We start from the raw sequence: 22,595 nt of genomic DNA, 5'->3' as shown, positions 1-22,595 counted from the left end.
CGTGGCGATAACGCATCGCCGCAATGCTTAATGACGGTCCGATAATAAGTCGGCTTTTCACTACAAAACACCCTTTCACAGGGAATGATGTTTTCTGTCCTGTCGCGGTATTACAACGAGGAAATTATAATGAATTGGCTTTCTCACTTTAAAAAACGCACGTCCCCTTTATTCTTTTCCTATATTCTGGCATCAACGGCGCTATCAGCCTTTATGACTACCCCGGTAAAAGCAGAGGAAGACAGATTAGTCGGGTTGATTCCCGCGCTTAAAGCGGAAAAGCCGTTCAAGCTGGGGGTGACCGTAGTCCATCTGAACGATGATTTTTATAAAGGCATTATTTACGGCATTACCGATGAAGCCAAACGCTCCGGCGTGGACGTGGTCCAGGTGTCGGTGGCCGGCGCATACGGCAATGTGCGTGAACAGTTTGCCCAGTTGGAGGCGTTGAAAAGCATCGGCGCCGACGTGGCGGTGTTGGCCCCGGCCGCCTTCAACGGTTTTGACCCCATCATTAAATCCCTCAAAGCGGGCGGCATGAAGGTCGCATCGGTCGGCATCCCCGTGGACAGTAAAAATATCGACTTCGGCGTTCTGCAGGATGATACCTATATCGGCAAACTTATGGCGGACGCCGTCTGTAAATCCCCGGTCACGCCGAAAAATGTCGCAATGATCCCAGGACCCGCCGGGGCCGAATGGGTACGCCTTCGTTATGAAGGTTTCAAGGCGCAGGCAGGTAAATGCGCAACGCCCGTTTCCGTGGTTGAAACGGGATTTGGCGGCGGCATCGATCTGCAGGAAGGTCTGGCCAAGGCCTCCGACCTGATGCTACGCAACCCTGAGGTCAATTTTATCTATACCCCGCAGATTACGCTGGGCATGGGGGCGGTCCAGGCTATCCGCCAGCAGCACCGGCAGGCGTCCGTCGTGAGCTCGGCCATGGTTAAAAGGGCCGTGCCGATGATAGAAGACGGGAAAATGCTGGCCGTGGTATCCGAGCCGGGCATCATCATGGGTCGCCTGATTGTTCAGTACGCCATCCGCGCCATGGCGGGAAAACCGCTGCCTAACCTGGCGCCGGCAGGTACCGATGGACTGAATTACGCCCATTACAATGTGCCGAATAAGGTGCTGGACAAGAGCAACGTGGCGACACATCCCTTTGAAACCTATGAAATCGCGCCGGCTGAATGGAAAGTGCCTGCAATGCAGTAAGCCTGGTACGAGGTAACAACGATGTCGACAGAACAGGTAACGGGTAAGGCGCTAAGTCAGGGAAGCTCGCCGCTGCTGCGGATCAGCGGCTTGTCCAAGCGGTTTGGCGCCACGCAGGCGCTGAACCAGGTTTCCATCCAATTCCAGGCCGGGGAGATCCACTGCGTGCTGGGCGAGAACGGGGCCGGCAAGTCAACTATCGGCAAGATCATCAGCGGATTATATCCAGCAGACGAAGGCGCGATCTGGTATGGCGAACGGCAAGTCTCGTTCAGCAGTTCCCGTGAAGCGCGCCATGCCGGCATAGTGATGGTGTATCAGGAACTGTCCCTGGCGCCGAGCCTGTCGGTCCGCGCCAACCTGTGGCTGGGCGCGGAGAAAGGCAAAACGGTGTTTTCGTTTATCCGCAAAGCCCGGGAAGTCGCCCGGGTGCAGGAAGTCCTGGCCCAGCTTGGGCTGGCCGACATTGATATGGAACGGTCGGTAAGCGCTTTCCCGGTAGCCATACAGCAGCTTATCGAAATCGGGAAATCGTTACTGTCCCAGCCGCGGGTGATTATCTTCGACGAGCCGACGGCCATGCTGGGCGCCGTCGAGAAGGAACGCTTTTTCCGGGTGCTGGAAAAACTGCGGGCAGCGGGTCTGGCCTCGGTTTTAGTGACTCATCATATTGATGATGTGATCGCGGTCAGTGACAGGGTCACTATTATGCGCAATGGACAAGTCGTGGACTCATTCCCCGTCGGCGGCGATGTGGATGCTGATGTCATTGTTTCGCGCCTTACGGGCAAGGCGCCCGGCAGCCACGAAATGAATGACAAAGGCAACCTGCGCTTCCCGCCCCTGCTCGACGTGGAAAACCTGCCGGTCAGCAGCGGCGGAACCCGGGTTTTTTCTGTCGGTCGCGGCGAAGTGGTTGGCATCTATGGGGTGGTCGGCTGCGGAGGCGAGGCCTTGCTGCATAACCTGGTCGGCTTCCTGCCCATGCCAGGCGACGCCCCCCTCAGCTTCAAATTAGAGGGTTATGCGTGGCGGCCCGCAAACGTGTCCGAGGCGCTGAAAAAAGGGGTTTCCTGGCTGCCTGCCGGCAGGGCGGCCAATGGCGTGTATCCGTCCCTGTCCATCGCGGAAAACTTGATGATGACCCAGTTAAAACGGTTCGCTCGCAGCGGATTTATCCGTATTGGCCGGGCAGAATCCATGGCGGACCAACTGCTGCAAGCCTGCGGCGTGAAATACGCTGATAAGCATGACCCGCTTACCAGCCTCAGCGGCGGCAACCAGCAGAAGGTTCTGCTCGCCCGGGCCATGGCCAGCGCCGGAAAAGTGCTGGTACTGGAAGAACCCACCGCCGGCGTCGATATCGCGGCCAAACATGAAATCCATCAGCGCATTCGCGCGCTGGCCTCGACCGGGGTATCGGTGCTGATGTTATCAAGCGATCTGGCCGAAACGATGGCGCTGTGCGACACGGTGTGGACAATGTTCCACGGCAGTATCGTCACGGCATACCGCAACCCTGACGAACATGACAAAGCGTCGATTATCGCAGACGTTGTCGGCCAGGCCGGTCACGACCAGCCAGATCATTAACCTTTACGTAATGATGAAGCAGGAGTTTGCATCATGAGTACAAGCAGAGAAGCGGGGCTCCTGGCGTCGGGAAAAAGCGTGAAAACCAGACGGTTTTCGCTTTCGGACTGGATGCTTCCCCTGTTGATTGTGTTAACCGCCGTCATCGCGGGCTTTATCCAGCCGAGATTTATGTCCGTCAGTAACGGGATAAATCTGGCCTGCCAACTGGCCCCTCTGCTTATTATCTCACTTGGCCAGGCCGTGGCCGTAATAAGGGGAGGACTGGATCTGTCGCTTTCTTCTGCCATGTCCCTCGCAGGCGTCGCGGGCGTGATGATCATGAATCAGTTCGGCGTCCCCGCGGGCCTGGTCGCCATGCTGCTGGTCGGCACGTTAACCGGCGCCGCGTCAGGCATCCTTATCGCGGTTTTTAATACCTCCCCCCTGGTGATTACCCTGGGGATGCTGTCCGTCGCTCAGGCATTCGCTTTAATATTGTCGGGCGGCGTGCCCATTTACGACGTTCCCGCCTCATATATCGAAGCCGTGGGCTATGGCACATTATTAGGGCTTCCCGTCATGGTATGGATTGCCATCGCCTTGACCATCATGATTGGCGTATTGCTCAAATACACGCTGTTCGGCCGCTATGTCTATGCCATGGGCTCCAATGTGTCCGCGGCGTCCAAATCGGGAATCAACGTAAAATGGAATACGGTCCTGGTCTATATGGTCAGCGGTTTCTGCGCCGGAACGGGAGCCATCATCTTAACCGCCTGGACCAGCTCCGCCCAGCCCATCGCGGCGGCGAACCTGACGCTGCAGTCCCTGGCGGCGGTCGTTCTCGGGGGCGTGGCGCTGACCGGCGGCGCAGGCAATCTTCGGCAGGTGATTACCGGTGTGGTGGTATTAACGCTGCTATCAAACGTGATGAACATGGTAGGCGTATCCGCCTATTACCAGACGCTCGCCGTGGGTGTCGTCATTATTTTCGCCGTTATTCTCGATCGTTTCCGCCGCCATGATTCGCATTAACATTATATTGGCTTCATTCCTATTATCATCGAGGAGTATTACCGTGTCCGATAAGGTGCAATACATCAATCCGGAAAACGCCAGCCCCGCGCAAGGACTCTATTCTAACCTGACCAAAGTGAGCGCGGGAGACCTTTATTATATCTCCGGCCAACTTTCAGTAGGTTCCGATGGCGGCGTGGTAGGCAAAAACGATTTTGACGCGCAGTTTGCGCAGGTGTTTAACAATTTGGGCGCGGTGCTGGCAGCGGTAGGCTGCGATTACAATGATGTGGTGAAATTTAATACCTATCTGGTGGCATCCCAGCATATTGACGCTTTTATGAAAAACCGGAAAGAACTGTTTCCAACACTTTTCGCCACGCCAAATTATGCGCCGAATACGCTGCTGGTAGTGGACCGGCTGGTTAAAGAAGAATTCCTCATTGAAGTGGAAGCCGTGGCCCGCGCGCGCGATTAATTAATATAGCGTTTTTATTGTAAGGTAAAATATGAAACTGGTTACGTATCTGCTTTCCGGCGAGAAAAAAATCGGCGTAATTAACACTGCCGGAAAAGTAGTCGATGTCACTGATATTGTTGCTACCAATGATATGAATGTGCTGATTGACTGCTATGCGACATTTGCCGACAGGCTGCAACGCTACAGTGAAAGTCCCGATGAGGATGGCCTGGCGCAGGAAGACGTGCGTTTACTGGCGCCGATTCCCTGTACCCGGCGCAATATTTTTTGCGTCGGCAAAAATTACTCGGCCCATGCGCAAGAGTTTGCAAACAGCGGGTTTGATTCGAGCGCCGCGGCGGGAAATGTTCCCGCGCATCCTATTATCTTCAGCAAACCCTCCACCTCGGTCAGTGGCCCCGGCGACGAGGTAGACAGTACGCTCGATCCCTTCCATACCCTCGATTACGAAGCCGAGTTAGCCGTGGTGCTGGGCAAAAAAGGACGCGTGACGCAGAGCGACGATCCCATGTCTTATGTCTTCGGCTACACGCTGGTCAACGACCTCACCTCGCGTCATCTGCAAAAACAGCATAGCCAGTGGCTGCTCGGCAAGGGCATTGACGGATTCTGCCCGATGGGCCCGGTCCTGGTGACTGCCGATGAGTTTGGCGAACCCGGTTCCCAGACAATAGCCTGTACCGTCAACGGCGAAAAACGCCAGGAGGCCGCCATTGCGGATCTTATCTTTGACGTTGCGACCCTAATCAAGACCATTGGACAAAACATTACGCTGCTGCCGGGCGATATTATCGCCACCGGTACGCCTGCTGGTGTTGGAATAGGTTTTACGCCGCCTAGATATTTAAAAAAGGGAGATAAAGTGACGGTGGCAATGAAGGAGATCGGCGAATTAACCAATACGATTATTTGATTTGCAGATAATACATTTTCTCAGGCGTTCACGTTGAAATATCACCTATTCAGATAACGAGGTTATGATATGGCTAAGATTGTCAGTGCCATCAGTATGTCCCATGTTCCCGGTGCGCTTGGCTGGGCAGACGCGCCCTCCCCCGAGCAGCGAAAACGCCTGGCCGCCATACATGCGCGGTTGAAACACTGTATCGACGATACCAAACCAAATCTGATTATTGCGTTTTTAGACGATCATTTTGAAAACAATTTCCGCAACTTAATGCCGACCCTGGGCGTTCCAGTCAGTGACGCGAATATCGGGCCGGCGGAATATATGATGGAAGCGCTGAAATTCACTACTCAGCACAGCATTGCCAGTAATGCCGGCATTGCGCAAACGTTGCTTGAAAAATTGATTCATGGCGGGTTTGACGCAACACGCATGGGCGCGATTGAATATGGCAATAATCTGATGATGCCCCTGGTCTTCATCAACCCGGAATTCAATATTCCAGTGGTGCCAGTCTATATCAACGTCTTCTCTCCGCCGCTTATGCCGTATTCACGGGCTTACGATCTGGGGTTAAAAGTCCGCGAAATCATTGACACATTGCCTGATGACTATCGTATTCATTTTCTGGCGACAGGCGGGCTTTCGCACTGGCCGCCGGTATGGACTGAAGGCGCGCCGGAAGATGATAAGCTGCTGCAGCGCATGAAGGTGTATCAGACCATCGGTAAGGAAGCGCTGATTGACGACCCGACGCTGTATACCGATTTCGCCCAATATGAAATAGATATGATGAGCAAAATGGAATGGCCGCTCGGTAATAGCCATCCGCTGGTCAATGAAGAATGGGATAGGGAAATGCTGGAGCGCTTTGCCGCGGGTGATGTGGAATATATGCGCGCGCTGACCTATGAGGAAGTGGAGGAGCGCGGCGGACACGGCGGCCATGAGGCGCTCAACTGGGTGGCGCTGATGGGGGCGATGAAAGGCGCGCGCCCTGACTACGTTGCATATGAATCCGTACCGGAATGGATAACGGGAATGAGTTATTTAACTTACCCCGGTCAACAATAAACTTATTTCATACACATTTATCATCGGGAAAAGGAATTTCCTGCGTAAGCTACATTTAAATTAATTAATCTGGTCATAAGGCCATGGGAATATTTTATTCAGCCTGCGGCCAAGCCTTATTTTAAATACTGCCGATTATTGTTTTATTTAAAGATAAATGCGTACTTCATCTGAAAGTTGTAAGACGATGTTTACCAACATGAGTGGAGAAGAACTGCCATGGCACGAATTGCAGTAGTTGGCGCTGGCATGGGCGGGCTGGCCTTTGCCTGCGCCATGAAAAACAGCAAACATGAGGTTATTGTGTATGAGCAGGCCAGAGAACTGGTTGAGCTTGGTGCGGGCATCTCGCTGTGGGCGAACGGCACGCGCCTGTTTGCCGAGCTGGGCATTGCGACGCGCATGGCGGAATGTTCCTGTGAAACGGAAGCCGCGTTTTTTCGCAATGAAGACGGCAGCGTGGCGGCCTCGCAGTTGCTCGCCCGCGATAACTGGTACAGGAATGAATACGGGCACCCCTACTACGGCGCCTTCCGTACCGACCTGCAGGCGGCCTTGCTTGACGTTATCGGCAAAGAACATATCCGGCTGGGCAAACAGCTTACCCGTCTGGAGGATGCAGGCAGCGAAGCGAAACTTTACTGGGCTGATGGTTCGGTGGCGACGGCGGACCTGGTGGTGGGCGCCGACGGCATTAAATCCGTCGTCCGCAATGCGATCAGTGCCTCCGCCACGCCGGTATTCACCGGCAACAGCGCGTTTCGCGGACTGGCCAAAACCGCCGATCTCGACCTCCTTCCCGAACCGCATTCCTTTACCGACTGGATGGGCGATGGCAAACACGTACTGAATTTTCCCATCGGGAAAAACTTTGCATATCAGACGATCGTGGTTTTTATGGATGGTCCGGAAATATGGCGGCAGGAAGCCTGGCGGGTCCCCGCCGACGCCGGCGCCATCGCCGGGATGTTTAACGGCTGGCATCCCGCCGTCGGGCAGCTTCTTGAACACGTTAACCTGTCCGAGCGCTGGGGGATGTTCCAGGTCAGCCCGATGGCGGCCTGGCATCGCGGGCGCGCCGTGCTCATCGGCGATGCCGCGCACGGCATGATGCCCCATCACGGCCAGGGCGCGATTTCATCGTTCGAAGATGCCGTCGCCCTCGCGCACATCATGAATAATGATGCCCTGGTTTCCATCGAATCAAAGCTCGAGAGCTACCAACGCGAACGTAAAGCCCGTGGTGAAAGAATTCAGGCATCGTCGCGCCGGGTGAATGACTGTCTGCATCTTGCGCAGGGACCTGCCCGGGCGGAGCGTGATGCCGTGCTCAACAGTCTTGGCCGGCATTTTTCATGGCTACACGGCTACACGCTGGCCGTGTAACTTTCAGCGCAACGCGCGGCCGCGACGCCGAAGCAGGATACACCGGCGGTTCGCGGCCCTGGCTGGAAGTACCCTGCTTACGCCGTCAGACGGCGAATGGCCGAACAACGCAGCCGCATGGCCTGTTGGGCGATGGCTGAATGCGGGGCCAGCAACTCAAAACCGTGATTGACGCCGGGGTAGAGATGAAATTCCACCGGCACGCCGGCGGCGGCCAGATTTCCCGCCCAGGCCAGGTTCTCCGCGCAAAAGAGATCCAGCTCGCCCACGTCAATATACGTGGGGGCAAGTCCTGTAAAATCGTCCAGCCTGGCCGGGATAATGCGGTTCAGTTGTCCGTCATCCGCTCCGTCCGGGATCCTGGCGCGCCATGCGGTCTGTATTTCGCTGGCGGTGATGGTAAGAAAGGGCGATATTTCCGCTGTCGCATCCGTCGTCCGGTCATCCAGCATGGGGTAAACGAGGATCTGCCCGGCTAAGGCAATGTGTCGATCCCGGGCGAGAATGGCCGCGGACGCCGCGATACCCCCGCCGCCGCTGTCACCCATCAGCACAATACGATCCGGTTCGATGGACAACTGCGCGCTGTTTTGCTGTAGCCAAGCCAGACCGCTAATGATTTGTTCCGCCTGGCTATCTCCCGCTATCTCCGGGGCAAGGTGATAATCCAGCGCCAGAAAACTGACGCCGCTTTGTGCCACATAGTTCGCCACTATTTTATGATAGGCGGCGATATCGGCGGAGACGCCGCCACCGCCATGCACAAAGAGCACCGCGCCGCGCGAGGGCTCGCCCGCGTTCTGATACCAGCGCGCCAGGCGTTTTTCATTACCCATGGGAATGAAAAATTCCCGGGTCTCTATGCCGGTCGCCTCGGGAAAATGGTCGTTAAGCAACGCATAGAAGGCGTTGCTCTTGTCCCGCCAGCTCAGAACATCGCCGGGTTGAAAGGCGGGAAAACGCGCAAGCTCGGGCTGCAATTGTGCTAAACGTGCCGCAAGTTCACTGTCCATGACATAAGGCATCACATTTCTCCTGAAACCGTTGATTGACGCCGGTCAGTATTCCACACCATACTTTTGTCTGAAATGACATAAAAAGGGCTTTTTAGGACATGACGCGTCGCATTGGTTTTCTGATTTTTCCCGGTTTCAATCTGCTTGACCTCAGCGGGCCGCTCAGCGTGTTCGAGACCGCTAATCTCCACCTGCCGCCAAAGGAACAATTCCAGCTGGATGTGTGCGCCGTGCGGGCCGGGATGTTCGCCAGTTCCAATGGCCTGGCGGTACACGCCAGCGCTGGCGGAGGCAAACGATTCGATACCCTGGTGGTGGTGGGGGGCAGCGGCGTCGGCCGGGCAAGCTGCGATCCCGCGCTATTGGCGTTGCTGCGGGAGGATATTGCCCACCGCTATGTCTCCGTCTGCACCGGCGCTTTTGTGCTGGCGGCGGCGGGCAGGTTGGCAGGAAGAAAGGTGACCACCCACTGGCGCCGGGTGGCGGAACTGCAGCGTCTGGTCCCTGACGCCCGGCTGCTGGCCGACAGTATCGTGGTGCAGGATGATGATATCTGGACGTCGGCCGGAGCCACTGCCGGAATGGATATGGCGCTCGCGCTGGTCGCGGCGGAACACGGCGAGCCGCTGGCGCATCTTATTGCCCGGGAGTTGCTGATCCCCCGCCGTCGTACCCATGGCCAGTTGCAGTTTATGCGCATGCGGGATATTACCCCGCCTTCGCCACGGATCCAGCGGGTGCTGGCGTTTATCAACCGCAATCTGCGGGGTGACCTCTCCGTTACCATGATGGCGGAAGAGGCGCATCTCTCACCGCGCCAGTTTTCCCGGGAATTTGTCGCCAATACCGGTCTTTCCCCCGCGCGGGCCGTGGAGCGCTTGCGGGTGGAGTTTGCCCGCAGCCGGGTGGAAAACAGCAACCAGACGCTGGCGGCCATCGCGCTGGAGGCGGGTTTTAGTGATACTGCATTAATGCGAAAGGCCTTTTTACGCTGCCTTGGATCCACGCCGCAAAGAATGCGCAAGGTGCCATGGTGAATACCGCTTCAGTCAGGTGAAATACAGCGCCGGATGAGCACAAAAGCCCGGCCATACTCTCCCTGGCAGGAAGCATACGTATAAGGGGATTCGGAAATACGCCGCGGCAAAAATAAACGCCGCCAGGATACGATTATAGCCGGTGGTCTACCCTTTATAAGCCGGTAAAGTCCGTATGAGCAGGATGACGCCTTCGAAAGCCACCCTGCTGGAGGATATGAATAGAAGATTAACGTTTAAAATGAAGTCCATTCTTCATTAAGCGCTTTATTCATTGTGCCAGGCTTGGACGGGCTTTTTCTTTTCGCCATCCCCAAGGATTCACCAGCGGCGCTTTCCTGCGCGCGACCCACTCTGACCTTAAAGATAGCGACCATATCATTGAGATTTCTTGCCTGCTGTTCCAGGGAAATGGCGGCGGCCGAGGATTCCTGAACCAGCGCCGCGTTTTGCTGCGTGGTGGAATCCATCTCCACCATGGCTTTACTGATCTGATCAATGCCGTGGCTTTGTTCGGTTGACGACGTGGCGATTTCATCGATGATTTGGCTGACATGCGTCACCGACTGCACGATATCCCCCATGCTGGATCCCGCATGATTGACCAATTCCGTACCTGAGCTAATGCGCAGCACCGACTCGTTAATCAGGGATTCAATTTCTTTGGCGGCGGTAGCGCTTCGTTGCGCCAGCGTTCTTACCTCGCCGGCCACGACGGCGAATCCCCGTCCCTGCTCGCCTGCCCGCGCCGCTTCGACCGCGGCATTCAAGGCCAGGATGTTGGTTTGGAAAGCGATACTGTTGATGACACCGATAATGTCGGTGATTTTCTTTGAACTGTCGGCAATGCCGTTCATGGTCAGCACCACATTGTCGACGATTTCACCGCCTTTGCGCGCGTCGAGGGTGGCGCTGGCGGCCAGTTTATTTGCCTGCAGGGCATTATCCGCATTCAGCCTGACGGTCGAGGTCAGCTCTTCCATACTGGACGCTGTTTCCACGACGGCCGCCGACTGCTGTTCAGTCCTCGAGGCCAGATCCGTATTACCGGCCGCGATTTGCGAAGACGCGCTGGCGAGGTGGCCGACGCTTTCCCGTATGCCCGTAATGATTTCGCTCAGTTTGGTGTTCATTGCGCCCATGGCGCGCGTAAGCTGGCCAAGTTCATCATTGGAGTGGGATGCGATCTCCGAGGTCAGATCCCCGCGGGCGATGCATTCCGCCATCGCCAGGTTTGCGATGATGGGCCGTGTGATATGGCGGGTAATGAACCAGGCCGCCAATAATCCGACGAAGACCGCGGCTACCGCGAGCGCGGAGATGAGGACGATGGCGTCCGTAATGACTCTTTCATTATCATAATCCTGTGCTTCAATAAGATCGCTTGTCGCACTGTTAAGTTCGTCTGCAACGTTGCTCATGCTGTCAGAGGATTTTTGGCTTTCCACGGCTGCTGGGAAGTAAGCGTAGGTACTGGCCTTAATTTTTTGGAAATACGCCAACACGGGAATGACTACCGCTTTTTCTGAGTCGGGAAGCTTAGTAATGCTGGCGGAATAAAGGGTTTCGGCATCATTGTACGACGTCTTAAAAACCGCAAATGCGTCATCAGTATGTTGGGTTATCAGTGTATTCGCGGCATCACGCAGGTTGTCGAGCGACAGCGAAATGTCAAGGAGCGTTGCCCGTATACCAGGTTCAACGGAGGGATCCTGCATTTTTCTCTGCAGGTCATTCAAAACACGCTCTCCATTATCCTGCGTTATTTCTTTGGCAAGTGCGTTACTGTGAACAATATTAGCGAAAAATACATCACGCAGCTGCTTATAATGCTTTATTTTTTCAGTTAATATTTCGTATTTATTTTTTGCATTGCCCTGCCAATGAGAGACGTCTTCTTTTTCGATTAAGACTTGCATACTGCTTAACGCTTCGCCATTGGCTTTGATCATCTGCTCATCCCCCGTTTGCATATACAACAGGCGATTCCTTCGGGCCAACTCAAGCAAATCGCCAATCTTGTTGGTGTGGTTTGTCCTGACCGCATTACGTTGAATCACATCTAAAGAGTAAATACTGTAACATGACATACCAATGATAATGACAATCAACATTATGAACCCAGTAAAAAGCTTCTTGCCTATGGAGAAACTACGAAACATTAATTTGCCGGTAAACATATAAAATCCCTTGTTAACATATGGATATGCTTTTTAGAATAATATTCAAGTATTCCAAAATGATAATATTTTCATGCTAAAAAGCTTATCGGCAAAAAACTTAATTTTCTTAAGACTAAATTAAGAAAAAGGATATAAAAAGTAAGCTTATGACTTATATGAATTAAATTTATTTACATTTCCCTTAAAACCAGAAAAATGGTGCAATTGTGCGTTTAATGATGAATTGCAATATGAAAAAAATAACATAAAATGCCGTAACTGCAATTTTATAGTGAGATATCTTCCTGAAGCTTCACTTAACCTAAATACATCAAAAAATCCCAGCTAAAATAAAAAATTCAAGAAATTTACGGTCTTTTGGCGTGATGCACATCAAGCTCTAATGACAAAAAAGTAAAAATTTAAAAATAAACATCCGCCAAAAAAATCACGAATTTATATAGCTTATTTATCAAAGATAAACACGGCCAAATTTAACGTGAGAGCGCTTATTTCAGGCATGCATCATTACATTTTCATCATGGATTTTTTCAGCCAGAGGTAGCGGGATTCCAGGCCCTGGCATCCCGTTGAACGCCAGGGCGTTTTTTATGGCCGCATAACGGGATAGTGTCAAAATCCCTATTGCACGACATTATATGCCCGCATACCACTCATAGCCGCGATCTTCCCAGTAGCCGCCTTTTCCGCTGCCCAGAGCATCAAACGCGGTAACGACTTCGATGCGCATCAGATACTTCGCATGCTTATAGCCGAGCTGTCTTTCAACCCGCAGACGCAGCGGCGCGCCATGGGCCACGGGCAGATCCCCGCCGTTCATGCCATAGGCCAGGAGAGTCTGGGGGTGGTAGGCATCGAGCAAATCGATACTTTCATAATAGCGGCCGCTACCATCCAGCGTCCTCTCCAGCTCGTCCGCGCAATGGAACACCACGTAGCGGGCGCCCGGTTTCACTCCCGCCGCATCCAGCACCCGCCCCAGCGGAACGCCTTGCCATTTGCCGATGGCGCTCCATCCCTCGACGCAATCGTGCCGGGTGATCTGGGTACGGGCCGGAAACAGTTTCAGGTCGGACAGCGACAGGCTCAGCGGTTGCCGCACCAGCCCGTCCACCTGCAGACGCCAGTCGGCAAAGCCGCGCTCCAGCAAGCGGGCATAGTCCTCCGAGTCCGGCATCTGCGTTCCATTGGCGCGAAAGACCGGCGACAGGTCGGCCTCAGTGTATTCCCGTGCCAGCGATTGACGCCCGAGCAGCATGCGTTGGCTGCCCATGGTCAGCTTTTCCACCTTATCCAGCCACGCGGTCACTTGCGCGTTCTGCGTCAGGCCATCGCACCCGGTGAGCAATGTCCCCCCCGCCCCGGCGAGCAGGCCGGCCAGGAGACGCCGGCGTGAAAACTGAGGTTTCATGGCTTGTCTCCTGTTTCGTCAATGGCGTATCGGCCGCTAATCATCGAGCGCAGATTGTTCCAAAGGCCCGAGGCGACCACCATCGCCACATGCACGATGACGAACAGCACCAGGAAAGACGCGGTGAGGAAGTGCAGCGTGCGCGCCGAAGGACGTCCGCCGAACAGATCCGGCAGGAATGGAAACACGGCGTTGAGTCCCGGCGACATCGCCAGTCCGGTCAACACCATAAGCGGGATCGCGCCGCCGACGACCGTCAGATAGGCCAGCTTTTGCAATGCGTTGTAGCGCCGCGCCGCTTCCCCCCTGGCGAAGCGCAGGCGCGCGTGGTCGATCACTTCCCGCCACAAATGGCGTAATGACAGCTGAGCCCTGGTAGGCAACAGGTCCCGCCGTAGGTGGCCGCGCCATAGCCCATGCGCCAGGTAGACCAGGCCATTAATGACCAGCAGCCAGGCGAAGAAAAAATGCCAATGCCGTCCGGCGCCCAGATCGTGATAGGACGGTAGGGTAAGCCAGGTCGGGAATGCGCGTGCGGCCGCGGCGCCGTCTTCGCTGGAAACGCCGAGAAAGCCGGTGGTTTCGATGCCCAGCGGGCCGATTTGGATATAGCCGCGCGATGTATCGCCCAGTTGCCTGGCGCCAATGGCGATAAACGCCCGATCCGCGTCGGCGCCGTATTGCCCCCAGTAGAGCCGGGGATGGGCATTAAAAATCTGCAATCCGCTCAGTAACAGAATCGACAGGCAGAGGACGTTCACCCAATGCGTAATGCGTACAGGCAATGAGTGCCGCTTAACGAGCCGGCGGCGCCCAGGCGGGGCTGATGGGGTCGGCGCGCTTGATGTATCAGGTTTGTTCATGACAGGCTCCTTGACCGGCTGGCCGACACCGCCAGCCGGCGGGGGTGATTGATTACATCGGGGGAACAACGCCGTTTTTGCCGACGATAAGATTACCGGCGGAAAGCTCGCCGTCCGCGCCCTTCTCTGCGCTGACGAAAACCACCGAGCCGGGCTTCACATCCTCAGGTGTGGCCGGCGCCAGCGTGACGACCGGCGTGCCTTGCGCAATGGAAATCTTTTTTTCCCGGCCGTGATAGCTGACCGTAACGTCGCTGCTGCCCACCGACTTGACCGCATCGGCCACGGTGGCATTGGTCATCGTGCTGTTGGGTTTCAGGTCCCAGCCGAAACTGCCTTCCGCCGCGCCTTTCAGCTGGGGCGGGAAGATCAGCACTTCCAGCGCCCCGTCGCCTCCCGCCGATGTGGGGAGCGACGCGATGCCGACGTAGTCGCCCGGCTTAATGTCGGCGATACCGGCCTTGGCTACCGCCGAGACCCTCCAGCCGGGTTTCAGGGTGACCATGACGGCTTGGCCCTCGCGCGACGTCACCTGGAGCCGGTCACCCGTCAGGGCGGCGACGGTACCCCGTACCCTGACGCTGTTATCGGCGGCGGCAGCCGGCGTCAGAGCGCTGGACATAAGGAGCGCGCCGGTCAGGCCGAGGGCCAGGAAGCGGGTTATTCTTGGAACAGTCATGTTGAATCTCCTGAGCGATGCGGGCACCGCGATAGATTGATATGGCGCATTAAAAGGAAAAACCGTCGCAGGCGGCGCCTGGAAAGCCTGCGACGTGATAACAAACCCCGGTTGGCGGGTATGCACCCGCGACAGCGTAATCAACCTACTAGTTGGTAGGCTTACTGCAGCGCAAAAAAACCCCGGCACCCCATTCCGCTGGAGCGGATCAGGCTGACGCGGTCAAATGATGGATCGTAGGCTGGATAATGGACTGAAAAGTTTGCGGATTGCCATAGGCCCGGGCGGCCAGCATCGCGCCGTGGACCGTGGCCATGAAAGCGCCGGCCTCGACGGCCGCACTGGCGCGCAGGTGGAATTGCCCCTGGGCCGCGCCGTTCTGGAGCAGCGACGCGAGCCAGTCAGACTGATCCTGAAAATGCCCGCAGACTTCATCCGCCACCCGGACCGGGATCGTCAGCAGTTCGGCGGCCAGCATCGCGCAAATGCAAAAAGAAGACGTACCATCGCGAATGCAGGTGATCCAGTAATCGGCATAGGCGTTAAGCTCCGCCAGCGGGTCGGCGAGCTGGCTATCAAGGGCCGCCATGCCTGCCCGCGCCTCTTCCCGATACAGGGCGACCACGGTTCTGACCAGTTCTTCCTTGCTGGGGAAATGATGATGGATGCTGGCCTTGCTGATGTGTACCCGGGCGGAAATATCAGCATAGCTGAAGCTGTTATAGCCGCCGGCGGCCAGCAGTAACCGCGCATGGGCGGCGATTTCCGCGGCCTTGGGAGAAAGCTCTGCGTTCATGATAAAAGTCCATCGACCAAACAAAGGGGGTGCGGCGAATGCTGCTTTACCGGCATTGCGGCCCCCGCAATAATGCGGGCGGGGCCCGACACAGGAAAGCCAGAACGCCATCGCGTGCAATCACCCTACTAGTTGGTAGCCTGGCTGTCAAGAGATCGATCACGCAGGGGCGGCCGGCTATATCCATGACGGCTGCCCGGCCGGAGCCTTTTAGCCCGGTTGCCCTTCCTTATGAAAATGCTGCACCAGCATATCGATGAACAGGCGTACCTTCGCCGCCAGATGTCTCCTGTCGGGATAAATGGCATGGATGGGTATCTCGCTGCCCTGGTATTGCGGGAATAATTTTACCAGCCGGTTTTTCCTCGCGTCATCCTCAGCCAGAAAGGACGGCAGGTAGGCAATGCCCATGCCTTCGACCGCGGCGTCCTTGATGGCCTCGCCGCTGTCAAAACGCAGGCGGCGGCGGCCGTCGATAAGGACCGGCGTCCCATCGGGCCCGGCCAGAGGCCAGGCGCCCGATGCGGAATGCAGGCCGTAGATAAGCCGCTGATGGCCGCTGAGGTCCGCTATGTTTTCTGGCGTGCCATAGCCTTGCAGATAGGCCGGCGCGGCATAAAGACAGGGACGGTATTTCGCAATCAGCCGGGCGACCATCAGCGAGTCGACGGGCATATCGCCCATGCGGATACCGAGATCGAACCCCTCTTCCACCAGGTCGACGACCCTGTCCGTAAAGCTGACCTCGACTTCCAGCTCCGGCCATGTTTTCAGGAATTGATTCAGCAACGGCAGGATAACTATCCTTCCGAAGGCCGCGGTCACGGTGAGGCGCAGCGTACCCCTGGGTTGCAGGCGGCCCTGCCTGACGCTGTGCTCGGCCTCGTCCAGATCGGACAGTATCTGCACGCAGCGCTCGTAAAAATTTTGCCCATCGGTTGTCAGCGACACCCTGCGGGTGGTGCGGTGCAGCAAGCGCGTACCCAGGTAGGCTTCCAGCCGTGCCAGCGACTTTCCGGCCGCGGAGCGGGTCAATCCCATGATTTTGCCGCCGGCGACAAAGCTGCCTGACTCGGCGATGGCCACAAAGGCACGCATGGTGTTGAGTTCAATTCCCCCGCCGCCATGCTGGCCGGCCGCGACGTGACGGACACTCACTGTAGAATCCTTTTCCCGAATGGTTGCGATAGAGTGATTGTGTAGAAACTTATTCACCCAGAAGGATATGCAATGTTACCTGTAAATGCCAGAAAAACGCTGGATGGCTGGATACAAGCGGCACTGCCTGTGGTCCAGAAAATGAATGGCCAGAGCGAGGCCGGATGGCCCGAGGCGCGCGCGGCCTATACGGCTGGACTGGAAAGGTTATTCCCGGCGCCTGGCGGGGTGTCGTTTACCCCCGTTGATTTGGGCGGCGTCGCCGCGCTGCGGGTCACGCCGGAAAATGTGCTGGAGGACCGCGTGCTGTTCTATATACACGGGGGCGGCTATGTCCATGGCGGGATAAACGCCTACCGCGGCCTGGCCGGAAAATATGCCGCGCTGCTGCGCGCCAGCGTCTATGTGCCCGATTACCGGCAAGCCCCGGAGCACCCGTTCCCGGTGCCGATTGAAGATACTTTTACCGCCTATCGCGCGCTGCTTGATAACGGCGTCGACCCGCGTTCCCTGGCGATATCCGGTGATTCGGCCGGCGGAGCGATGGTGGTGACCATTATGAGAAAAGCCAGGGACGCCGGCGTGCCCCTACCCGCCGCCGCCGTCGCCCTTTCACCCTGGGCGGATCTCACGCACAGCGGAAATTCGGCAACCGTCAGGGACGGTATCGATCCGCTGTGCAGCACGGCGTTTCTTAACCAACTGGCCCGTATATTCCTGGCCGGAGAATTGCCGACTCACCCTGATGCCTCGCCGATCTTCGCCGATGTCCGGGGGATTGCGCCCACCCTGATCCAAATTGGCGAAAATGAGGTCATGCTGAGCGGGGCCCTCCGCCTTGCGGCCCATCTCGGGGAAAGCCGGGTACGGACATCACTTGAGGTCTGGCCCGGCATGTTCCATGTCTGGCATTTGTTCTCCGGGGTTCTCCCCGAAGCCGACCAGGCGCTGCGTAACGCGGTGAGGTTTTTGGACGATGCCCTCCCCGCCGCGCCAGGCAATCCGTAAGCCCGCAACGCCGCATCGGCGGCGCGGCGTTTTCCCTTACGCGACGCAACACAGCGGCTATCAGGCCGCCGGGCGGCCCCCGTCACGCTCAGTGGGCAGGTTGCCGGCCGCTGGACGGCTGGCGTCCGCTTATTTTTTCCACAGTTTTTTACTGGCGAGGTCGGCGCCCGCGCGCAGGGCGCGGAATTTTTCCCGCACCACCGTGGGATGCACTTCCGTGCGATAGGTGGCCTGCGAAGAGAAACCGCAGTCGGCGCCGGCAATAACATTGTCGCGACCTACCCGTTCGGCAAAGCGGACCAGGCGTTCGGCAATCAGTTCCGGATGTTCCACGGTGTTGCTGGCATGGCATATCACGCCCGGGATCAACCGCTTGCCCGCCGGCAGCGTAATCTCTTCCCAGAGGTGGTATTCATGTTCGTGGCGTACATTGCCCGCCTCGAAGGAATAATCCGATGCGTTGATATTGAGCATATAGCGCACAAACTCCACGAAGGGCACATCGTGAATGCGCGGACCTTCGTTAATGCTGTAGCAGGTATGATAGCGAATTCTTTCCTGCGGCAGGCCCCGCAGCGCATGATTCAGGATCTCGACGTACTCGCCCGCCTTGCGGTGAATCGCCGCATTGTCCAGGGCGCGATCGGCAAACAGATCGGGCAGGAACGGATCGTCGATTTGCAGGCTGAATCCCGCGTCAATCACCGCTTTATACTCGACGCGCAGCGCCTCGGCCACCGCCGAGAGATACTCGCCTTCGCTGGCATAAAACGCATTGCTGCCCACGCCGGTCGGCGCCACCGACGGGACAAACGCCGAATGGGCGCTCACTTTACCCAATGCGGCCGCCAGGTTGGCCAGGTCGCGCTGCAATTGCGCCGTGCCGTGATAGGCGATAGGTCCGGTGCAGGCCACCGGGACGAATGGCACCAGGTTGCCGCCGAGCATCGCTTCGCCGAAATAGTGCTGATAATAATCGGGAAACGCCTCGATCTCCGCGTCAAAAGCCGTATAGCGTTGCCCGGGGCGCGCAGAGAAGCCGCTCATGCGATCGCGGACATAGGCAAAGAAACCGACTTTGGATTGTTCACCGTCGGTAACGATATCAATGCCGTCATCGACCTGTTGCTGAACCGACTCGATCACCGCGTCTTTAATGCAGCGGTCCAGCTCCGCCTGATTATCCGCGCCGTCAATATTCGCCTTCATCAGATCCAGCAATTTCACGGGCCGTGGGAGACTGCCGACATGGGTGGTTAAAATACGATCAGAGCCTTGCAGTGTGGACATTATTACCCTTCATCTGATGTCAAAATAGGTGAGAAAATAACTTACTACGGCCACAGGCGGATGGGAAGTCCCCCGGCTACGGCGCCTGGACCGGCGCCTCCAGCTGATAGCCGCCATTCTCCAGCAGCTTAAGCTGCGGCAGGCAGGAAAGCAGCCGCCGGGTATAGTCGTGCTGCGGCCGATCCAGCACATCGTCGCTCCAGCCGTTTTCCACCAGCCGGCCTTTTTCCATGACCATGATGCGATCGGCGACCTGCTCCACCGCGCCCAGGTCGTGGGTGATAAACAGGCAGGCGAAACCGTAGCTGTCCTGCAGGCGGCGCAGCAGCGTCAAAATCTGCTTTTGCACGGTCATATCCAGCGCCGAGGTCGGCTCGTCGGCGACGATAAAGGCCGGTTTGCGGATCACGGCGCGGGCGATGGCCACGCGCTGGCGCTGGCCGCCGGAAAGCTGGTGCGGATAGCGGTCGATGAAAAATTCCGCCAGGCCGACTTCGTTCAATACCTCTTTGACGCGCGCCAGGCGGTGCGCACGCCCGGTATCATTGAAGACCCGCAGCGGTTCTTCCAGGATCTGGCCGATTTTCATGCGCGGATTGAGGGAGGAATAGGGATCCTGCTGGATGATCTGGCAGGCCAGGCGCCACCGGCGTTTTAACGCCGGGTCCCGGTCGTTGACATCCCGGCCCTCGAACAACAGCGAGCCGGCGTTCACCGGCAACATACCGGCAATCGCCTTGCCGATGGTGGTTTTTCCCGAGCCGCTGGCGCCGACCAGCGCCACCGTTTCGCCCCGGCGCACGTTAAAACTGACGCTGTTCACCGCCCGGGTGACGCGCGCCGGTTGCAACCATGTTTTCTGCCCCGGATAATCGATACTCACGTCGCTCAGCGTCAGTACCGCCGATGCCGACAGTAGCGAGCGGCGATCGGCGGGCGCTTTTCTGACGGGCATCGCGTCCAGCAGCCGGCGGGTATAGGGATGCCGGGGTTCGGCCAGCAGCAGCCGGCTTTCGCCCTGCTCCACCAGCGCGCCCTGCTCCATCACCATGATGCGCGAGGCGTAGTTGGCCACCATCGACAGATCGTGGCTTATCAGGATCACCGCGCTGCCCTGCTCGGCGGTCAGGGACAGCATCAGGCTCATCACTTCATGCTGCACCAGCACATCCAGCGCCGTGGTGGGTTCATCGGCGATAATCAGTTTCGGTTCCAGCAGCATCACCGCGGCAATCATCACCCGCTGGCGCATCCCGCCGGAAAATTGGTGCGGAAAGCTGGCCAGCAGCGTTTCGCCGCCGTCCAGCCCGACGCGGCGCAGCATGGCGACGATTTTCTGTTTGCGCTCCTGCGGCGTCAGCGTGGTGTGCAGCGCCAGCCCTTCATCCAGCTGGCGGCCGATGGTCATGGCCGGATTTAGCGAGGTCATGGGTTCCTGGAACACCATGCCGATACCGGCGCCGCGCACCTGGCGCAGCTGCTCGTTATCCAGCGCCAGCAAATCCTGGCCGGCGAACCGCAGCCGATCGGCCCGGCGCGCGACATTGGACGGCAGCAGCCCCATCAGCGCTCGCATCGCCAGGGTTTTGCCGCTGCCCGATTCGCCGACCACCGCCAGCACTTCGCGCGGCTGCAGACAAAAGGAAATGCCGTTCACCACCGTGCGATCCTGCACGCTAATGGTCAGGTTACCGACGTCCAGCAGAGGCTGCGCGGTGTTATTCATTATTGCATCCTCGGGTCAAGATAATCGCGCAGCGCGTCCCCCAGCAGGTTGACGCCCAGCAGCGCAAGGGAAATACAGCACCCCGGCAGCAGGGCCAGGTAGGGCGCCTGGGAAAGATAGGTACGGCTTGCCGCCAGCATATTGCCCCAGGTGGGTTCCGGCGGCGGTACCCCGAGCCCGAGGAATGACAGGGCGCTTTCCGAAATCAGCACCCAGCCCAGCATGGACGTGGCCAGCACCGTCAGCGGCGCGATGCAGTTGGGCAGGATATGATGCAGCAGGATAAATCCTTCGCGATGTCCCATCACCCGGGAGGCGTGGACAAAATCCGTCTCGCGCAGCCCCAGCACCGTTCCGCGCACCACCCGCACCACCGAGGGGGTATAGGCCAGGCCCAGGGCGAGAATAATGCCGTAGCGGTTACTGCCCAGGATGCTCAGCAGGCCGAGTGCCAGCAGGATGCCCGGAAACGCCAGCAGCGTATCGGTCACCATCATGATGACCCGGTCGGTCACGCCGCGCAGATAGCCGCTCAGCAAGCCCAGCACAATCCCCGTCAGCAGCGCGAAGGCCACCGTCAGCACCGAAATGCTGATGCTGGCGCTGGCGCCGAGCATAATGCGGCTCAATACGTCGCGTCCGTATTCGTCGGTGCCGAACCAGTGCGCGGCGCCGGGACTTTGCAGCCGGGCCAGAATATTGATCCGGCTGGGGTCGAACGGCGTCCAGAAGAACCCCACCAGGCTGGCGCAGACGATAATCCCGATCATTAGCCCGCCCAGCAGGGCGTTGGGCGCCAAAAATATTGAGCGTTTCATGATGCGGCCACCCTGGGATCAAACAGCGGATAAAGGGCATCTATCACCAGATTGGTCAGGACATAGATACCGGCGATAAACAGCATGCACCCCTGGATAACCGGATAATCACGGGCATAGATGCCGTCCACCAGCAGCCTGCCGAGGCCCGGCAGGCTAAACACCGTTTCGGTTACCGCCACGCCGCTCAGCAGGTTGCCGAGCGTAAGGCCTATCAGCGTCCAGGTCGGCCCGAAGGCATTGGGAAACACATGGCGCGACAGTACGGTACGCTCGCGCAGCCCCTTGGCGCGGGCGTGGGTGACATAATCCAGGCGCAGCACCTCCAGGGTGCTGGCGCGCATCATGCGCACCAGCGCGCCCACTTCCACCAGCACCAGCGTCAGCACCGGCATCAGCAGATAGAGCACGCCCTGCCAGGCGTTGTCCCGAATCGAGACATACCCCACCACCGGCAGCCAGCCGAGCTTCAGGCCGAAAAACATCAGGATCAGCAGCCCCATCCAAAAACTCGGTATCGACAGCAGAAACGTCGAGAACATCACCAGGCCGACATCAAGACGGGTGTTCTGTTTCCATGCCGCCAGCATGCCGAAAGGCACGGCGACCAGCGCGGCCACGACCACCGCCGCCAGCACCACGCTCATGGTGACGGAAAACCGTTCGAGGATCAGCGGCAGTATCGCCTGTCCGCTCTGGATGGAGTGACCGAAGTCGCCGTGCAGCACCTGGCCGAACCAGATAAAAAACTGCGTCAACAGCGACTGATCCAGGCCCATGTTATGGCGCAAATCCGCCAGGCTGCTCTCGGTCGCCAGATCGCCAAGCATCAGCAGCGCCGGATCGCCGGGCACCAGCCTGGTCAGCAGGAAGACGATCACCGTCACCAGCAGCAGCGTCGGGATCGCCGACGCCACCCGCCTGAAGATAAAACTCAGCATGACGACTCCTT

At 57.6% G+C, this 22,595-nt stretch carries 20 protein-coding genes; 9 read left to right on the top strand and 11 right to left on the bottom strand.

All coding sequences use genetic code 11. The features are described 5' to 3' along the window. Window positions 1–129: 129 nt before the first annotated feature. The 7 genes from ACL2XG_RS02230 (at window position 130) to ACL2XG_RS02200 (ending at window position 7,658) form a co-directional block, all read left to right on the top strand. Window positions 130–1,218 (top strand): substrate-binding domain-containing protein, encoded by a 1,089-nt coding sequence (locus tag ACL2XG_RS02230; RefSeq protein ID WP_410014781.1) that lies wholly within the window; start codon window positions 130–132, stop codon window positions 1,216–1,218. Between the two features lie 21 nt (window positions 1,219–1,239). Then, the gene (locus tag ACL2XG_RS02225; protein WP_413722985.1) at window positions 1,240–2,811 is read left to right on the top strand and encodes a sugar ABC transporter ATP-binding protein; all 1,572 of its coding nucleotides are present in this window, start codon (window positions 1,240–1,242) and stop codon (window positions 2,809–2,811) included. 33 nt (window positions 2,812–2,844) lie between these two features. Further along, the gene (locus ACL2XG_RS02220) at window positions 2,845–3,828 is read left to right on the top strand and encodes an ABC transporter permease (protein WP_413722986.1); all 984 of its coding nucleotides are present in this window, start codon (window positions 2,845–2,847) and stop codon (window positions 3,826–3,828) included. A gap of 43 nt (window positions 3,829–3,871) precedes the next feature. Then, on the top strand, window positions 3,872–4,288 hold the full coding sequence (locus ACL2XG_RS02215; protein ID WP_413722987.1) for a RidA family protein: 417 nt from the start codon (window positions 3,872–3,874) through the stop codon (window positions 4,286–4,288). Window positions 4,289–4,319: 31 nt separating this feature from the next. Beyond that, window positions 4,320–5,204, top strand: a complete 885-nt coding sequence (locus ACL2XG_RS02210) for a fumarylacetoacetate hydrolase family protein (RefSeq protein ID WP_413722988.1) — start codon at window positions 4,320–4,322, stop codon at window positions 5,202–5,204. Window positions 5,205–5,273: 69 nt separating this feature from the next. Continuing rightward, complete coding sequence (locus tag ACL2XG_RS02205; protein WP_410014776.1) at window positions 5,274–6,272, top strand: extradiol dioxygenase; 999 nt, start codon at window positions 5,274–5,276, stop codon at window positions 6,270–6,272. Window positions 6,273–6,491: 219 nt separating this feature from the next. Beyond that, a complete protein-coding gene (locus ACL2XG_RS02200) occupies window positions 6,492–7,658 on the top strand; it encodes an FAD-dependent oxidoreductase (protein WP_413722989.1) in 1,167 nt (388 codons plus the stop codon). Window positions 7,659–7,735: 77 nt separating this feature from the next. Here the strand turns inward: ACL2XG_RS02200 and ACL2XG_RS02195 are convergent, their stop codons facing one another. After that, complete coding sequence (locus ACL2XG_RS02195; protein ID WP_413722990.1) at window positions 7,736–8,683, bottom strand: alpha/beta hydrolase fold domain-containing protein; 948 nt, start codon at window positions 8,681–8,683, stop codon at window positions 7,736–7,738. 89 nt (window positions 8,684–8,772) lie between these two features. Here ACL2XG_RS02195 and ACL2XG_RS02190 point away from each other — a divergent pair, with 89 nt between their 5' ends. Continuing rightward, window positions 8,773–9,711 carry a GlxA family transcriptional regulator gene (locus ACL2XG_RS02190; RefSeq protein WP_410014773.1) on the top strand — a complete coding sequence of 313 codons (939 nt, stop codon included), beginning with the start codon at window positions 8,773–8,775 and terminating at the stop codon, window positions 9,709–9,711. A gap of 236 nt (window positions 9,712–9,947) precedes the next feature. Here the strand turns inward: ACL2XG_RS02190 and ACL2XG_RS02185 are convergent, their stop codons facing one another. From ACL2XG_RS02185 to ACL2XG_RS02160, 6 genes are all read right to left on the bottom strand, one after another. Beyond that, on the bottom strand, window positions 9,948–11,891 hold the full coding sequence (locus ACL2XG_RS02185; RefSeq protein ID WP_413722991.1) for a methyl-accepting chemotaxis protein: 1,944 nt from the start codon (window positions 11,889–11,891) through the stop codon (window positions 9,948–9,950). 637 nt (window positions 11,892–12,528) lie between these two features. Then, window positions 12,529–13,305 (bottom strand): molybdopterin-dependent oxidoreductase, encoded by a 777-nt coding sequence (locus ACL2XG_RS02180; protein ID WP_413722992.1) that lies wholly within the window; start codon window positions 13,303–13,305, stop codon window positions 12,529–12,531. Beyond that, window positions 13,302–14,168, bottom strand: a complete 867-nt coding sequence (locus ACL2XG_RS02175) for a cytochrome b/b6 domain-containing protein (RefSeq protein WP_410014769.1) — start codon at window positions 14,166–14,168, stop codon at window positions 13,302–13,304. Before ACL2XG_RS02175 ends, ACL2XG_RS02180 begins: the two co-directional genes overlap by 4 nt. Before the next feature lie 52 nt (window positions 14,169–14,220). Then, window positions 14,221–14,847 carry a hypothetical protein gene (locus ACL2XG_RS02170; RefSeq protein WP_410014768.1) on the bottom strand — a complete coding sequence of 209 codons (627 nt, stop codon included), beginning with the start codon at window positions 14,845–14,847 and terminating at the stop codon, window positions 14,221–14,223. 208 nt (window positions 14,848–15,055) lie between these two features. Then, window positions 15,056–15,643, bottom strand: a complete 588-nt coding sequence (locus ACL2XG_RS02165; protein WP_413722993.1) for a TetR/AcrR family transcriptional regulator — start codon at window positions 15,641–15,643, stop codon at window positions 15,056–15,058. Window positions 15,644–15,853: 210 nt separating this feature from the next. Further along, window positions 15,854–16,801 (bottom strand): LysR family transcriptional regulator, encoded by a 948-nt coding sequence (locus ACL2XG_RS02160; protein WP_410014766.1) that lies wholly within the window; start codon window positions 16,799–16,801, stop codon window positions 15,854–15,856. 72 nt (window positions 16,802–16,873) lie between these two features. On the opposite strand from ACL2XG_RS02160, the gene ACL2XG_RS02155 reads away from it, so the two are divergent. Then, window positions 16,874–17,809, top strand: a complete 936-nt coding sequence (locus tag ACL2XG_RS02155) for an alpha/beta hydrolase (RefSeq protein WP_413722994.1) — start codon at window positions 16,874–16,876, stop codon at window positions 17,807–17,809. A gap of 129 nt (window positions 17,810–17,938) precedes the next feature. Here ACL2XG_RS02155 and ACL2XG_RS02150 read toward each other — a convergent pair whose 3' ends face one another. The 4 genes from ACL2XG_RS02150 to ACL2XG_RS02135 all read right to left on the bottom strand — a co-directional run bounded on the left by ACL2XG_RS02150 (window position 17,939) and on the right by ACL2XG_RS02135 (window position 22,584). Further along, window positions 17,939–19,099 carry a cobalamin-independent methionine synthase II family protein gene (locus ACL2XG_RS02150; RefSeq protein WP_413722995.1) on the bottom strand — a complete coding sequence of 387 codons (1,161 nt, stop codon included), beginning with the start codon at window positions 19,097–19,099 and terminating at the stop codon, window positions 17,939–17,941. Between the two features lie 76 nt (window positions 19,100–19,175). Next, complete coding sequence (locus ACL2XG_RS02145; protein ID WP_413722996.1) at window positions 19,176–20,825, bottom strand: dipeptide ABC transporter ATP-binding protein; 1,650 nt, start codon at window positions 20,823–20,825, stop codon at window positions 19,176–19,178. After that, on the bottom strand, window positions 20,825–21,643 hold the full coding sequence (locus ACL2XG_RS02140) for an ABC transporter permease (protein ID WP_410014762.1): 819 nt from the start codon (window positions 21,641–21,643) through the stop codon (window positions 20,825–20,827). Before ACL2XG_RS02140 ends, ACL2XG_RS02145 begins: the two co-directional genes overlap by 1 nt. Further along, entirely contained in the window at window positions 21,640–22,584 is a 945-nt protein-coding gene (locus ACL2XG_RS02135; RefSeq protein WP_410014761.1) for an ABC transporter permease, read from the bottom strand. The genes ACL2XG_RS02140 and ACL2XG_RS02135 overlap by 4 nt, the downstream gene beginning before the upstream one ends. Between the last annotated feature and the right edge of the window lie 11 nt (window positions 22,585–22,595).

The organism is Sodalis sp. RH24, assembly GCF_047324145.1.
Taxonomy (GTDB): domain Bacteria; phylum Pseudomonadota; class Gammaproteobacteria; order Enterobacterales; family Enterobacteriaceae; genus Acerihabitans.
The sequence above is the reverse complement of the archived record's forward strand: the minus strand, read 5'-3'. Positions and strand labels throughout refer to the sequence as shown.

What these genes read in the sequence shown, in the direction of transcription:
- ACL2XG_RS02230 (WP_410014781.1), top strand. Translation starts at nt 130, where the DNA reads ATGAATTGGCTTTCTCACTTTAAAAAACGCACGTCCCCTTTATTCTTT.
- ACL2XG_RS02225 (WP_413722985.1), top strand. Translation starts at nt 1,240, where the DNA reads ATGTCGACAGAACAGGTAACGGGTAAGGCGCTAAGTCAGGGAAGCTCG.
- ACL2XG_RS02220 (WP_413722986.1), top strand. Translation starts at nt 2,845, where the DNA reads ATGAGTACAAGCAGAGAAGCGGGGCTCCTGGCGTCGGGAAAAAGCGTG.
- ACL2XG_RS02210 (WP_413722988.1), top strand. Translation starts at nt 4,320, where the DNA reads ATGAAACTGGTTACGTATCTGCTTTCCGGCGAGAAAAAAATCGGCGTA.
- ACL2XG_RS02205 (WP_410014776.1), top strand. Translation starts at nt 5,274, where the DNA reads ATGGCTAAGATTGTCAGTGCCATCAGTATGTCCCATGTTCCCGGTGCG.
- ACL2XG_RS02200 (WP_413722989.1), top strand. Translation starts at nt 6,492, where the DNA reads ATGGCACGAATTGCAGTAGTTGGCGCTGGCATGGGCGGGCTGGCCTTT.
- ACL2XG_RS02195 (WP_413722990.1), bottom strand. Translation starts at nt 8,683, where the DNA reads ATGCCTTATGTCATGGACAGTGAACTTGCGGCACGTTTAGCACAATTG.
- ACL2XG_RS02190 (WP_410014773.1), top strand. Translation starts at nt 8,773, where the DNA reads ATGACGCGTCGCATTGGTTTTCTGATTTTTCCCGGTTTCAATCTGCTT.
- ACL2XG_RS02185 (WP_413722991.1), bottom strand. Translation starts at nt 11,891, where the DNA reads ATGTTTACCGGCAAATTAATGTTTCGTAGTTTCTCCATAGGCAAGAAG.
- ACL2XG_RS02180 (WP_413722992.1), bottom strand. Translation starts at nt 13,305, where the DNA reads ATGAAACCTCAGTTTTCACGCCGGCGTCTCCTGGCCGGCCTGCTCGCC.
- ACL2XG_RS02175 (WP_410014769.1), bottom strand. Translation starts at nt 14,168, where the DNA reads ATGAACAAACCTGATACATCAAGCGCGCCGACCCCATCAGCCCCGCCT.
- ACL2XG_RS02170 (WP_410014768.1), bottom strand. Translation starts at nt 14,847, where the DNA reads ATGACTGTTCCAAGAATAACCCGCTTCCTGGCCCTCGGCCTGACCGGC.
- ACL2XG_RS02165 (WP_413722993.1), bottom strand. Translation starts at nt 15,643, where the DNA reads ATGAACGCAGAGCTTTCTCCCAAGGCCGCGGAAATCGCCGCCCATGCG.
- ACL2XG_RS02155 (WP_413722994.1), top strand. Translation starts at nt 16,874, where the DNA reads ATGTTACCTGTAAATGCCAGAAAAACGCTGGATGGCTGGATACAAGCG.
- ACL2XG_RS02150 (WP_413722995.1), bottom strand. Translation starts at nt 19,099, where the DNA reads ATGTCCACACTGCAAGGCTCTGATCGTATTTTAACCACCCATGTCGGC.
- ACL2XG_RS02145 (WP_413722996.1), bottom strand. Translation starts at nt 20,825, where the DNA reads ATGAATAACACCGCGCAGCCTCTGCTGGACGTCGGTAACCTGACCATT.
- ACL2XG_RS02140 (WP_410014762.1), bottom strand. Translation starts at nt 21,643, where the DNA reads ATGAAACGCTCAATATTTTTGGCGCCCAACGCCCTGCTGGGCGGGCTA.
- ACL2XG_RS02135 (WP_410014761.1), bottom strand. Translation starts at nt 22,584, where the DNA reads ATGCTGAGTTTTATCTTCAGGCGGGTGGCGTCGGCGATCCCGACGCTG.